The sequence below is a fragment of the Salinisphaera sp. G21_0 genome (assembly GCF_017744115.1).
Taxonomy (GTDB): domain Bacteria; phylum Pseudomonadota; class Gammaproteobacteria; order Pseudomonadales; family Endozoicomonadaceae; genus Endozoicomonas.
The window spans coordinates 35,171-48,370 of record NZ_JAGHQW010000018.1; the positions used below are offsets into that span (position 1 = coordinate 35,171).

The 13,200-nt window shown below is 48.8% G+C and carries 11 protein-coding genes and 1 pseudogene; 2 read left to right on the forward strand and 10 right to left on the reverse strand.

The genetic code is table 11. The features are described 5' to 3' along the window. Window positions 1-39 precede the first annotated feature (39 nt). The 3 genes from metW to J7439_RS10220 form a co-directional block, all read right to left on the reverse strand. Entirely contained in the window at window positions 40-642 is a 603-nt protein-coding gene (metW, locus tag J7439_RS10210) for a methionine biosynthesis protein MetW (RefSeq protein ID WP_209201714.1), read from the reverse strand. Next, complete coding sequence (gene metX / locus J7439_RS10215) at window positions 639-1,784, reverse strand: homoserine O-succinyltransferase MetX (protein ID WP_209201715.1); 1,146 nt, start codon at window positions 1,782-1,784, stop codon at window positions 639-641. The genes metW and metX overlap by 4 nt, the downstream gene beginning before the upstream one ends. 219 nt (window positions 1,785-2,003) lie before the next feature. After that, window positions 2,004-2,228, reverse strand: a complete 225-nt coding sequence (locus J7439_RS10220) for a hypothetical protein (RefSeq protein ID WP_101745280.1) — start codon at window positions 2,226-2,228, stop codon at window positions 2,004-2,006. 321 nt (window positions 2,229-2,549) lie between these two features. On the opposite strand from J7439_RS10220, the gene J7439_RS10225 reads away from it, so the two are divergent. Continuing rightward, window positions 2,550-2,783 carry a cell division protein ZapB gene (locus J7439_RS10225; RefSeq protein WP_101745279.1) on the forward strand — a complete coding sequence of 78 codons (234 nt, stop codon included), beginning with the start codon at window positions 2,550-2,552 and terminating at the stop codon, window positions 2,781-2,783. A 28-nt stretch (window positions 2,784-2,811) separates the two neighbouring features. On the opposite strand, the gene J7439_RS10230 is transcribed toward J7439_RS10225, so the two are convergent. The 4 genes and pseudogenes from J7439_RS10230 to J7439_RS10240 all read right to left on the reverse strand — a co-directional run bounded on the left by J7439_RS10230 (window position 2,812) and on the right by J7439_RS10240 (window position 6,777). After that, the gene (locus J7439_RS10230) at window positions 2,812-4,743 is read right to left on the reverse strand and encodes an ATP-binding cassette domain-containing protein (protein ID WP_209201716.1); all 1,932 of its coding nucleotides are present in this window, start codon (window positions 4,741-4,743) and stop codon (window positions 2,812-2,814) included. 240 nt (window positions 4,744-4,983) lie between these two features. After that, window positions 4,984-5,589 (reverse strand): hypothetical protein, encoded by a 606-nt coding sequence (locus J7439_RS10235; protein WP_286198285.1) that lies wholly within the window; start codon window positions 5,587-5,589, stop codon window positions 4,984-4,986. 27 nt (window positions 5,590-5,616) lie between these two features. Next, window positions 5,617-5,808, reverse strand: a pseudogene (locus J7439_RS27075) (RING finger domain-containing protein); the annotation flags it as partial. 384 nt (window positions 5,809-6,192) lie between these two features. After that, window positions 6,193-6,777 (reverse strand): hypothetical protein, encoded by a 585-nt coding sequence (locus tag J7439_RS10240; protein WP_209201718.1) that lies wholly within the window; start codon window positions 6,775-6,777, stop codon window positions 6,193-6,195. Between the two features lie 372 nt (window positions 6,778-7,149). Here J7439_RS10240 and bamJ point away from each other — a divergent pair, with 372 nt between their 5' ends. After that, on the forward strand, window positions 7,150-7,833 hold the full coding sequence (bamJ, locus tag J7439_RS10245) for a BamJ family beta-barrel-assembly machinery protein (protein ID WP_209201719.1): 684 nt from the start codon (window positions 7,150-7,152) through the stop codon (window positions 7,831-7,833). 64 nt (window positions 7,834-7,897) lie between these two features. Here the strand turns inward: bamJ and rsd are convergent, their stop codons facing one another. From rsd to J7439_RS10260, 3 genes are all read right to left on the reverse strand, one after another. Continuing rightward, entirely contained in the window at window positions 7,898-8,368 is a 471-nt protein-coding gene (gene rsd, locus J7439_RS10250; RefSeq protein ID WP_101745275.1) for a sigma D regulator, read from the reverse strand. A gap of 464 nt (window positions 8,369-8,832) precedes the next feature. Beyond that, window positions 8,833-10,410 (reverse strand): glutamate--cysteine ligase, encoded by a 1,578-nt coding sequence (gene gshA / locus J7439_RS10255; protein ID WP_209201720.1) that lies wholly within the window; start codon window positions 10,408-10,410, stop codon window positions 8,833-8,835. 444 nt (window positions 10,411-10,854) lie between these two features. Next, the gene (locus J7439_RS10260; RefSeq protein ID WP_209201721.1) at window positions 10,855-13,197 is read right to left on the reverse strand and encodes a Tex family protein; all 2,343 of its coding nucleotides are present in this window, start codon (window positions 13,195-13,197) and stop codon (window positions 10,855-10,857) included. Between the last annotated feature and the right edge of the window lie 3 nt (window positions 13,198-13,200).

Below are 13,200 nucleotides of genomic sequence, written 5' to 3' on the forward strand. Positions count from 1 at the left end.
CTTTTCGGGTAGGCGGGCAGCGCCTATAGAAATGTGAAGTTATTTCAGGATCGTTCCCAAGTGATAAATAGCCACTTCACCCATCAGATTTGGCCAGACACATCCCGCCAGGCCGCTTTTATACGATTGATCCACCACCATTCGGTTCAACACCCGGTAATTTTTCTCCCGGCACAGCGCCTCAAAGTCCCTGAAGGTACAAAAGTGAATATTGGGGGTGTCATACCAGGTATAAGGCATAAACTTCGAGACCGGCATGCGACCATAGGCGGCAAGATAGAGGCGGCAGCGCCAGTGGCCGAAGTTAGGAAAAGTGACAATGCATTCCCGTCCAACCCTGAGCATCTCCTCCAGCACAAGGTGTGGGAAGTGCATCACCTGAAGTGCCTGGGTCATAATCACGGTATCGAAGCTACCATCCCTGAAGTTACCCAGCCCGCGATCCAGGTTCTGTTCAATAACGTTTACCCCCCGCTCAATGCAGGCTTCAATATCCTGGGCATTAATTTCCAGACCATAGCCACTGACCTGCTTCTCTCGTTGAAGCTCGTGCAACAGCTGTCCATCACCACAGGCCAGGTCGAGAATCCGGCTGCCCGGGGCAACCCAGTTCCTGATAATCTCAAAATCCCCCCGGCTCATAAGCACTCCTCCGCTACCCGATGCAAATAGGCCGACAAACCTCGCACGTAGCGGGGAATATCCATCAGAAAAGCATCGTGCCCCTGGGGAGCATCCACTTCAAGATACGTCACATCCTTATCCACCTTCATCAGTGCATCGACCATCTCTCTTGAACGCTCGGGCGAGAAACGCCAGTCGGTTGAGAATGAAGCAAGAAAAAATCTGGCGGTTGCCCTGCTGAGCGCATCTGGCAGGCTGTTGTCATAGTCACTGGCCGGATCAAAGTAATCCAGTGCCCGGGTCATTAACAGATAGGTGTTGGCATCAAAGCTGCCGGAAAAACTCTCACCCTGATAACGAAGATAACTTTCTATCTGGAACTCAACATTGTAATCGTAACTGAAGCCGTCATTTTTCAGCTCACGACCAAACTTGGCCCCCATGGCATCATCAGACAGATAAGTGATATGCCCCACCATGCGGGCAAGCCCCAACCCCTTGCGGGGGATGTTGTTCGCTTCGAGGTAACGACCACCGGCAAACTGATCATCGGACATGATGGCCTGCCGGGCTACTTCATTAAAGGCAATATTCTGGGCCGACAGTCTGGCCGCAGAAGCAATGATAACGGCATGGCGAAGTCTTTCGGGATAGGCAATGCTCCATTGCAGTGCCTGCATCCCGCCCAGGCTCCCACCGATCACCGCAGCCCATTGGGAAATACCCAGATAGTCAGCCAGCATGACCTGGCTGTTAACCCAGTCTGCGACAGTGACCACCGGAAAGTCTGGCCCATAAGGTTTGCCGGTTTTGGGGTTAATACTGGTTGGGCCCGTACTGCCATGGCACCCCCCCAGGTTATTGAGAGCGACAACAAAGAACCGGCGGGTATCGATTGGCTTTCCCGGGCCTATAAAGTTATCCCACCAGCCGGGCTTGCGATCTGCCATGCTGTGATAGCCTGCCGCATGATGGTGACCACTGAGAGCGTGACAGATCAGTACCCCATTGGAGCGGGACTGATTCAGCTCACCATAGGTTTCAACCATTAGCTGAAACTTTTCCAGCTGTTCGCCACAGTTCAACGACAGGGGCTGATCAAACGGTATCGCAATGGGCACTACGAGACCAACCGAATCGGCAGGAATCAACTCAGGCATAAACTTCCTGTATCCCTTTCCTGGCCATAGCAAATTCCCAATCCGCTTAACTTTACTTAAGGTTGTTCACTATGGCGCTTCAGGCTTATTATTCATTCATTAAAGAGCGCTCTCACACGACGAGAGCAGCAGAAATTGCAGGCAGTTTATCGTCTTCATTTTTTTTTGTCAGCTTATCCGGGATTGATGTCTGACCATTGCCAGGTGAACGGTGGGCCATCAGGTCCTGACGACAGGCAACTCCAAAGCCAGTTCGGTCAACGCCAGGACATGGCTCAAAAAGTAACCTTCAACCTGTCGTGAGCAAAAGTGCAGGTGTCGTTCATTAATGTATTCATCAACACTTTGGTTGTTGATCAGGGAAATATAGAAGGCCCGAATCGCCTCATCTTCAACATTCAAGGCTGAAATAATTCTGGCACAGGGCTGAGAAGTCTTGCTCATTTGGAACTCCCGAAGCGACAGGCTTCTGGGTACTTGTCTTCCTATGAAGGACTATCCTGCAATGAAACTTCATTCGGAATGGGCCCACAAGGCAACAGATTGCTCTGCTTTAAAATGCATGGTTCTGATACCGATAAATTCAACTACCGGTAAATTCAACGATTATCTTGAATTAAACCTAGTATAGTCAGGCTTTACTGAAGTATTCTTAATAGCGGTAAACTCTTGTGATCAAAACCGATAAAAACGTGCTATCGTAACTTTCCGCAATAGTGCAAACTATTAAATACTTTTCACAGACCTCTCGGTGCAAATGTCGTTATGTCTATTGAATCCCTAGGCCAGCTTGAATCAAGACTCCAGAACCTGATTGACAAACTGGAACTGTCAAGAATGGAAGTAGAAGACCTCAGGTCTGCTAATACCCGCCTTGAAGAAGAAAATATCCAGCTAAAGCAGGAACTCAGCGCATGGGGTGACCGTGTGAGCGCTCTTTTGGGTAAGCTGGATATCGTAACAGAGGAAGAAGCCAGCGAGCAGGAAGCTGTCGCGTAAAATTATGGGGCATTCATGCCCCACAATTTTATCCGTTGGTTTCGGCGTTTTCGATGGCTTCCAGGGCTTCCATCCATGCTTCTTCTGTTTCCAGGGCCTGCTGTTTAAGTGCGGTTTGTCGGCTTAGTAGCTCTTTCAGTTTTTCTTTGGCGGTTTCTTCGTATATCAAAGGGTCAGAGAGCCGTTCTTCAACCTGTTCAAGGGACGATTGCAGGTCCTCCAGCTGACTTTCCAGTTGCTCCGCTTTTTGCTTCAACGGCCTTAGTGCTTTTCGCCTTTCAGCCTCATGGCGTCGTATGTCTTTCTTCTGTTGTGCGTTTTGTTGTGAAGAGCCGACCAGTTCCCCGCCACTCTCTTCGCTTCTGGCGCTGCGGGATTCATTACGTTCCTTAGAGCGAAGATGAACCAGCCATTGGCTGTAGTCATCAAGATCACCTGAATACTCTTCCATCCGGCCATCATGAACCAGATAAAGCTCATCGGTGGTGCTGCGAATCAGGTTACGGTCGTGGGAAACCAGAATCACTGCCCCCTCAAATGACTGTAAGGCCATGGTCAGGGCCAGACGCATATCGAGATCAAGATGGTTGGTTGGCTCATCAAGCAGCAACAGGTTTGGCTTCTGCCAGCCAATGATTGCCAGGGCCAGCCTCGCTTTCTCACCACCGGAAAACCCCTGAATCGACTCCAGGGCCTTATCCCCATGAAAACCAAACCCGCCAAGAAAGTTTCTCAACGTCTGCTCTTTGGCCTCCGGCGAGAGCCTTTGCAGATGAAGCAGAGGGCTGGCATTGAAATCCAGACTCTCCAACTGGTGCTGTGCGAAGTAGCCAATGCTTAAGTGCTCTCCCAGATGGACCTTGCCCGAAATCAGTGGCAATTCCCCGGCAAGTGTTCTGATCAGGGTTGACTTACCAGCACCATTCGCCCCAAGCAGCCCGATACGGCTGCCAGGCTGAATATTGATGCTGAGTTTTAATAACGGCTTATCACCATAACCAAGTTCAGCCGTATCCAGTACCAGTAACGGCGCAGACATCTTATCGGCTTCCGGAAAGGCAAAAGAGAAAGGTGAATCCACATGGGCCGCTGAAATATCTTCCAGCCTTGCCAGCGCCTTCAGGCGACTTTGAGCCTGCTTGGCCTTGGTCGCCTTGGCCCTGAAACGTTCAACAAATTTTTCCATATGAGCCCGCAGTTTCTGCTGCTTCTCAAAGGCAGCCTGTTGCTGTTGCAGTCGCTGTGCGCGCAGGTGCTCAAAAGCTGAATAGTTGCCACGGTACTGGAACAGTGTCTGATGTTCTATATGGAGTGTGTGATCCGTAATGGCATCGAGGAAATCCCGGTCATGGGAAATAACCAGCAATGTTCCCGGGTATCGTTTGAGAAAGTTTTCCAGCCAGACAATGGCATCAAGATCCAAATGGTTGGTGGGTTCATCCAGTAACATAATGTCTGATGGACACATCAAGGTCTTGGCCAGATTCAGGCGCATCCGCCATCCACCGGAAAAGTCGCGGACATTTTTTTTCAGTACCTGGTGATTAAAGCCCAGTCCATGCAACAACTGTTCTGCCCGGGAACGGGCTGTATAACCATCGGCACTCAGCAGTTGCTCATGGAGATCGGCCAGTTTTTCGTGCTTTCCTGCGGCTTCTGCCTCAGCAATCGCCTGCTCTATCCGGCGCAGCTCAATATCACCATCCAATACATAGCCCACGGCATTACGGTCCAGGACATCAATTTCCTGAGCCATATGTGCCAGTCCACGGCCCTTATCAAACGCGAGTTCACCTTTATCAGGTTGCAAATCTCCGGTAAGCAACGCAAGCAGGCTTGATTTGCCGCACCCATTAGCACCCACAAGGCCAACGTGCTGACCGGAATGGATGATTGTTGATGCATTCTCCAGAAGGAGCTTGCCAGACCTTAAAAGGCTGATGGAATTCAATGTGATCATTGACATGGTCTAATTGTGGACGACCGATCAGACCAATAATAAAGGAGAGGCCTATCGTGACGCCGGAAAAAACATACTGCTACCTGCAAGAGGATATCATCGAAGCAGCAAAGACTGGGTGACGGTATAAACCGCCAGCTCAGAGAAGGCAAAAAATTCTTTGAACAAAAGCCGAATCTTAAACACCTTGTTCAATTTATCTATAGTAACTCCCAAGAGTCGATGACCGGTAGGAAAGGATTAATTAGTGCTTTCGTTCGTTTGATTCGTGTTCAGCACCCTTGTTGCTATAGGATTTACCGTTTCAACCGATTGCAATTGATTGACTCTCTGGTTTGTCTCCCTGCGCGCCCTTTGACGTTCCCTTTGATACTCCCTCATGTGCTCTGCGTAAGCAGGATCATTATGGTAACGCTCCCTTTGGCGCTGCCTGTACTCCCTTTGACGTTCCCTTTGGCGCTCTGCGTAAACAGGGTCATTCTGGTAACGCTCCCTTTGGCGCTGCCTATATTCCCGTTGACGTTCCCTTTGGCGCTCTGCGTAAGCGGGATCATTCCGATAACGTGCCCTTTGCCGCTCCCTTTTGCGTGCCCTTTGACGCTCGGCGTAAACAGAATCTCTTTGGTAACGCGCCGTTTGATATGTACTTTGTCGACTCCTCTGGTACTGTGCATAAGCAGGGTCATGTTGGTAGCGCTCCCTTGCGCGTTCCCTTTGGTGCTCCCTTTGGCGATCTGCATAAACAAGAGCATTCTGGTTGATATCCCGCTGGGGTAAGGAGTCAGGCCTGCCTTGCCCATGCCCCCCTTGACCCGGGGTAGCCGAACTGACTAATGCTTTTGCCAAACTCGACAAATCAGTTCTGCACAGTGGACAGGTAGTCCTATTTGCGAATTGTTTTTGTGCAATGAGGGAATTTTTAAGGCAATCAGAGTGAAAGGTGTGTCTACATACACTAGTGATAAGAGTAGCCACATCTCTGCCGAAGGCCATCAGGCAGACAGAACATTTTTCTGCTTCCGGGCTGTTTGTTTGGACCTTGAAAGGGTTGATCCCATCAATCATGTTCAGACCCTTTTGTTTTATTCTGTTCAGACTGTATTTGCAGCTTTTAGTTCCCGATACTTAATTCAAGAAAATAGCGTGTATGAATGCTGTTACCGTAATAGCTATCGTTCAGACTCATTTCAAATCAGAGCAAAGATCCAAAACCTATCAACCCGGGTACTTTCATCATGCAGCCCTTGTCCCAGCCGCAGTTTTTGCGTTCTTTCCTGATCACTGCTTTCACTGAGGTATCGGGTTTGAGAAGATTAAAAGACAACTGCCTTTCAATATGGACAGTAAACTCAGAGGAATCGAATATCTAGAGAGGAGAAAAGAGTGAAGATACAAAAATAATAAGGGGGAATATAATTCCCCCTTTAAGGCTTAGAGTTATCAGTTATATTACTTCTTCTTAGCAGGGGACTTTTTTGCAGCTACTTTTCTGACTGGAGCCTTTCGCTTGGCAGCTACTTTTTTGGCTGCTGGCTTTTTCTTGGCTACTACTTTCTTTTTAGCTACAGGCTTCTTCTTAGCCACAACTGCCTTTTTGGCTGCTGGCTTTTTCTTGGCAGCTACTTTCTTTTTAGTGGCAGGTTTCTTCTTAGCTACTACTTTCTTCTTGGCCGCTGGTTTCTTCTTAACAGCCACTTTTTTCTTGGCTACTGTCTTTTTCTTGGCTGCCGCCTTTTTGACGGTGGCTTTCTTCTCAGTAGTTTTCTTCTTTACCGCTACCTTTTTCTTGGCAGTGGCTTTTTTAGCAGTGCTTTTTTTAGCAGTGGCTTTCTTGGCACTGGCCTTGGCCTTTTTCAAGGCTTCTTTGGCTTTTTCCAGCTTTTTCTTCAGTGCGTCGATTTCTTTTTCCCACTTTTTCACCATGTCGACCTTTTTAACAGTCTTGCTGGCAGTGGTTTTTTTAGCAGGAGCTTTTTTAGCAGCAGCCTTCTTGACAGTGCTTTTTTTAGCTGCAGTCTTCCTTGTTGCAGGCATTGGGTCGTCCCTCTTTTTAATTTAACCAATCTACTAGTAGTTAGTACATCGTAATAAAAACTGAATAATTTATATCCAGTTTTAATTCCAACATAGAGTGCTTATTCGTCATCTGCAAATTTTTTTTTAGCTTTCTCTCTGTTTTTTTGCTAATTAAATCACATTCTCCTACAACAGATAGATAGAAGAGGACGTTTATTTTTCATATTCATTATCTCGAAAAACACTTTAAATAAGGCACTTTTTCATTACACAACCCTCGTCCGGGGTTGCCAAAAAAACCAATTTACTAAATGATAGGGCTCAGAGTTACCTGTACTGGAAAGACTGTGCCAAAACGCAGGATACAAATCTATCAGAAAGAGTGTAAATATGATCTTCAAAACGCTTGCCAGCGTTACCCTGTTCTCTTACTCACTGTGTTCATTTGCCGCTCTGGAAACAGACAATGACAAATTAAGCTATAGCCTCGGAGTATCCATGGCAGAGCAACTGAAACAATTTGATGGGATCAATGTTAACGCCGTTATCCAGGGGGTAGAGGATAATCTTGGCAACCAGGTTTTACAGCTGTCACAGGATGAAGTCACCTATTTTATAGATTTAGCGCAGGTGCAAAAGAGAAACCTTGAACAGCTTCAGTACCAGGCAGCAGCGCAGGAGAGCCTGGAAAAAAGCCAGCTTTTTATGACAGAAAACAGCAAAAAACCAGGCATTGTTGTGCTGGAGAGCGGTTTGCAGTACCGGGTACTGACAAAAGGTACTGGCATCAAGCCATCCCTTACTGATCATGTAACCGTTCACTATGAAGGCCGCCGGATAGACGGAACCCTTTTCGAAAGCTCATACACTCGAAACCAACCCGCCACTTTCCAGTTAAACCGGGTTATCGCGGGCTGGACAGAAGGAATACAGAAAATGCCTGAAGGTTCCACCTGGGAGTTTTTTATTCCCTCGACTCTGGCCTACGGCTCCAGTGGTATTCCCGGAATCATCGGACCTAATGAAGCAATTATTTTCAAGGTAGAACTCAGGGATGTGAACAAAAGCAGTTAAAAATGAAATGAGGACAAAACGACTGTATGGTCTGAATACAGTTTGTCCTCACCTGACCTGAACATCATGATCCCGTGAGCCTTTCCCGGTGGGATTCATGCAGAGTTTCTATCATTTTATCTTCAAGACTGAACCGCTCTGCCAGCGTTTCACCTAATTCCGATACAGCGCCCTGAAGTTTCTGCAAAGAGCTGATTGATTCACAACTGTCATTAAATTTCAAACATCTTGAGGTATTCTCTTCAAGCTTTGGCAGCACCGTATGAGCCAGTTCAACGCCCCCATCATTAAATTCCCGGGCTTCCTGAATCAACTGTTCGTAAACCTCAAAGTGACCAGCTGACGCATAATCCACCAGAATCTGGCACAGTTCCTTTAATTTACTGACTACCGGACGCTTGTCATCATCAAATTGATCCATTCCATTGATGGAGCAGTAAAGGACGATCAGCTCCTGACGCTCGTTGAGCCAGCGATCAATAATTTCTGATACACCTCCCCAACGTTCTTTAGCCGTTTGGCAACCCTCCAGCATGATAGACAGTTCCTCTTTAACAATTAGATCTCTTCTGCGTGAATGGGGACCTCGTAAGCGCCTTTGTCAGGCAGCTCAGATGCTAGGTTATGACAGTGAATTTTTTGCGGCAAGCGTTTATTTTTCAAAACACAACACAATTTAAATTGCAAGTTTTGCAGGAACGTTATGAATCCAATGGTTTCAGGGAGTTTTCATGATAGTCCAACAACTTTTTCAACTAAAAAAAAATCATTTAATTAAAAAAAATTATTTTAATTACCCGATTCTGATACTAGTTCAGATACTGCTGGCAGCATCCTGATTTCATCCCGATAAAAGCAACTTTACCAAAGTCTGATTTAATGATGGAATCAGGTACTTTCTATTAATTTCTGCCACCCTCACTGCCGAGCTCTATTCTCAGACATTCTCGCCAGAGAGTCCTTTCTACCGGCGACTGACTAAAGGCAATGGTTCAGGAACTATTCTGCCGCCTTATATTCCTGCAGGAATGTATCAAAGTCACGGCTATCATTGTTTTCTGTTGCCAGCTGATCAGCAATAGAGCGCTGGGCAAGCTGTTCAAAGTAGGCTATACGTTCATCGCTCAGATCATGCTCAGAGAAGCGTTTGGAGTGCTTTTCCGATAAAGACATCATCAACTCAAGATAACCGGAATCTCCGGTTTCAAGGGTATTAAGCACCTGCGCAGAAGGGGTTAAAGCGGCATCTTTCAGCTTTTCTCTTTGCGCACACAGGCTCTCAACAAACGTTGATGATTCATTGGCCTGGTCAAGAATCTCAGCAATGGGAGACATTTCATCCAGCAGCTGAAACCCCCAGCTCTGGAGCAGGACAGGTTGCCCTTGCTGTCTCAACTCGACACCCGGGCGGCGGCCTTCCGTCACCGCTGTTTTGAAATTACTGCTGACCTCATCACACTCATCGGCATGAATAGGATTGCTGTTCTGCAACGAACAGTAGACCAGGAAAACATCCAGAAAATGGGCATCCTGCTCACTCAGTCCCATTGGTTCAAAGGGGTTGATATCAAGGCAACGTACCTCAACATATTCAACGCCTTCGTTGCGCAGGGCGGTCACTGGTTTTTCACCGGAACGGGCAATACGCTTTGGGCGAATGGTGCTGTAATATTCATTCTCTATCTGCAACAGGTTGGTATTCAGTTGCAGGTATTTACCGTCTTGTTTCAGACCGATGGCTTCATAGGGAGGGTATGGCGTACGAATGGCACTGGAGAGGCTATCTACGTATTCTTCCAGTGTGTTGTAGCAAATATTCAGGGAAGACTGGGCGTGATTGCTGTACCCCATATCACTCATACGTAACGACGTCGCATAAGGAAGAAAAAGAGAGTCCTTATCCAGCACCTGAAGGCCTGACTGAACGCCGCCATCGGCAAAAAAACTTCGGCTAACGGCCGGAGAGGCCCCAAACAGGTACATCAGCAGCCACGAGTAACGCAGAAAATTCCGGATCAGGGAAAAATAACCCGCTGACCTGAAGTCCTGAGCGCTGATTTCCTCTTGTCCGGAGGACTGCTGTAACAGCGCCCAGAACTCTTCTGGCATAGAGAAGTTATAGTGAATACCGGCAATGGTTTGCATTGGCTTGCCATAGCGATGCCAGAGCCCTTCACGATAAACACTTTTCATTACCCCGATATTGGAACTCCCATACTGCGCGATAGGAATACTGTCATCCCCTTCCAGCAGCGGCGGCATACTGCCGGCCCAAAGGAACTCTGTTGCCATATTCTGGCAGGTATACTGGTGCAGTTGCTCAAGAAAGGAGAGCGTATCGCTAATACGGCTGTGCACCGGCGTTATGAATTCAAGCAGTGCTTCAGAATAGTCAGTGGTGATATAAGGGTGGGTTAATGCGCGCCCCAGTTTCTCAGGATGACTTTTCCGGGAAAGACGGGCATCTGAGGTAACCCTGAGACTTTCACGCTCAATACCATGGCAGATGCCATGAAGAACTGAATGGTTAGCACGGGACTGGAAAAGCTCCAGACGATCCTGATACTCAGTAGCCAAGGTACAGATCCAATAATAATTATCTATAACATTCGTTCAAAGAGATGATTCTTATTGGCAACACGGATACCCGCGACCACGACACCATGAACGAACTCTCATTAGTACTCAGCTTCAAACTGGGCAAGACAACCTGAATGAGCCTGATAAAATAGCAATCAGCTTAGCAGCTGACCACCTCCTGAGGTTGCCGCAAAAGACAGATCGACAGCATTTTCCGAAACTGCGAAGGGTAATCATTCCTGGAATATTACGTTTTGGTCCAGGAGCCTGTGCTTGTGCGACAGCCTCGTCCTGTCGTCCATATAATACCAGCCTGAATTGTCTAAATCCCCTAAAAAAAGCCAGACAAAGGCTTGTCTGGCTTTTTCGTTGGCAGGCAAACATCGCCGTTAACAGTGTCTTTACGGGAACTGTCAAAACCGGCTTTTTCTCCGAGTCTGTTTACTTGCGAAGTTGTTTTGCATTGGCAAACAAGTCGGCAAAAGTACCACCTGAATCCTGCTTTTTACCACGATTTCCGGACTGACCGGCTTTCTGTGGCTTGCTGCGAGCAGCAGGCTTTTCGGTTCTGGCTTGCCGTGGTTGCTGGCGAGCTTCAGCACGCTCTTCGGCCTTATCCGACATCCGCATGGAAAGTCCGATACGCTTGCGTGCAACGTCCACTTCCATGACTTTGACCTTAACGATATCGCCGGCTTTTACCACTTCGCGGGGATCTTTAACGAAGTTTTCAGACAACGCGGAGATATGCACCAGACCATCCTGATGGACGCCAACATCCACAAACGCACCAAAGTTTGTCACGTTGGTGACCACGCCTTCCAGTTCCATATTCAGCTTCAGATCGCGGATATCTTCAATGCCATCCTTGAATTCGGCGGCTTTGAAATCCGGGCGCGGGTCACGACCGGGCTTATCCAGCTCACTGATGATGTCGGTAACGGTGGGCAGACCAAAGGTTTCATCGGTAAAGTCCGCCGCATTCAGGCCCTTTAAGAAAGCCGAGTCCCCGATCAGGGCTCGCACATCCCGGCTTGACTGGTTGGCAATCTTCTCTACCACCGGATACGCCTCAGGGTGCACGGCAGAACTGTCCAGAGGGTTATCACCATTCATTACTCTCAGGAAGCCTGCGGCCTGCTCGAAGGTTTTAGCACCAAAACGGGCCACCTTCTGCAGGTCCTTACGACTTCTGAAGGCACCATTTTCATTGCGATAGGCAACGATGTTGTCGGCCAGGGTACGGTTAAGGCCCGATACGCGTGCCAGCAGGGCGCTGGAGGCGGTATTAAGATCAACACCTACCGCGTTTACACAGTCCTCAACCACCGCTTCCAGAGAGCGGGACAGATTGATCTGGCTGACATCATGCTGATACTGGCCCACCCCGATGGATTTCGGCTCAATCTTCACCAGTTCGGCCAGAGGGTCCTGTAAACGACGGGCGATGGATACGGCACCACGGATAGAAACATCCAGATCCGGGAATTCACGGGCAGCCAGTTCAGATGCAGAGTACACGGACGCACCGGCTTCGCTGACCACAATTTTGGTCAGGCCCAGTTTTGGATAGCTGCGCATCAGTTCAGCAGCCAGGCGGTCCGTTTCTCGCGATGCCGTGCCGTTACCGATACTGACCAGCTCAACCTGATGAGTCAGACAGAGGGTGGCCAGAGTACCAAGAGCTTCCTTCCATTTCTTCTGGGGAGCATGGGGATAAATCGTCGTATGCTCGACCAATTTACCCGTACCATCCACCACGGCTACCTTCACACCGGTTCTCAAGCCCGGATCCAGACCCAGGGTTGGCCTGAGGCCAGCAGGTGCCGCCAGCAGCAAGTCTTTCAGATTCTTGGCAAACACCTTGATGGCTTCATCTTCAGAGTTTTCGCGGATGCGAGTCATTAACTCGGTTTCCAACTGAGACAGCAGCTTAACCCGCCAGGTCCAGCGCACCACATCCTTCAACCAGTCATCCGCTGCCCGGCCTTTATGCTCAAGCTTCCAGAAGTCAGCCACCAGCTTTTCACAGGGATGGGTTTCACGACGGTCTTCCGGCTCATTGGCGAGGCGGATGTTAGCCTGCAATACCCCTTCATTTCGTCCACGGAAAATGGCCAGCGCCCGATGGGACGGTGCACTTTTCAGTGGCTCATCGTGTTCAAAGTAATCCCTGAACTTGGCACCTTCCTCTTCTTTACCCTCAACGCCACGACTGCTCAGGATGCCTTCATTCCAGAGCAGCTCACGCAACTGACCCAGCAGCTCGGCATCCTCGCTGAAACGCTCCATCAGGATATAGCGGGCACCTTCCAGAGCCGCCTTGGTATCCTCAACTCCCTTATCTGCGTCAACAAAAGCCGCTGCTTCCACGTCAGGCTCTTTTTCCGGCGTATCGAACAGCAGATCGGCCAGAGGCTCCAGACCCGCCTCACGGGCAATCTGAGCCTTGGTACGACGTTTGGGCTTATAGGGAAGGTAAAGGTCTTCCAGGCGGGTTTTGGTATCTGCAGAGCGGATATCTTTTTCCAGTTCAGGCGTCAGCTTATCCTGTTCGGTAATGCTCTTCAGAATGGCTTCACGGCGCTCTTCCAGCTCTCGCAGGTAGCGGAGACGATCTTCCAGCGTTCTCAGCTGAGTATCGTCCAGACCTCCGGTGACCTCTTTTCGATAACGGGCAATGAAAGGAACCGTGGATCCATCATCAAGCAGCTGTACAGCACTGGCGACCTGTTCAGGTCTGGCACCCAACTCTTCAGCTATACGCTGGGAGATACTCTGCATAAA

Coding starts and splice junctions, on each gene's coding strand:
- bamJ (WP_209201719.1), top strand. CDS start 7,150: ATGATCTTCAAAACGCTTGCCAGCGTTACCCTGTTCTCTTACTCACTG.
- J7439_RS10230 (WP_209201716.1), bottom strand. CDS start 4,743: ATGATCACATTGAATTCCATCAGCCTTTTAAGGTCTGGCAAGCTCCTT.
- J7439_RS10225 (WP_101745279.1), top strand. CDS start 2,550: ATGTCTATTGAATCCCTAGGCCAGCTTGAATCAAGACTCCAGAACCTG.
- metW (WP_209201714.1), bottom strand. CDS start 642: ATGAGCCGGGGGGATTTTGAGATTATCAGGAACTGGGTTGCCCCGGGC.
- metX (WP_209201715.1), bottom strand. CDS start 1,784: ATGCCTGAGTTGATTCCTGCCGATTCGGTTGGTCTCGTAGTGCCCATT.
- J7439_RS10260 (WP_209201721.1), bottom strand. CDS start 13,197: ATGCAGAGTATCTCCCAGCGTATAGCTGAAGAGTTGGGTGCCAGACCT.
- J7439_RS10240 (WP_209201718.1), bottom strand. CDS start 6,777: ATGCCTGCAACAAGGAAGACTGCAGCTAAAAAAAGCACTGTCAAGAAG.
- J7439_RS10220 (WP_101745280.1), bottom strand. CDS start 2,228: ATGAGCAAGACTTCTCAGCCCTGTGCCAGAATTATTTCAGCCTTGAAT.
- rsd (WP_101745275.1), bottom strand. CDS start 8,368: ATGCTGGAGGGTTGCCAAACGGCTAAAGAACGTTGGGGAGGTGTATCA.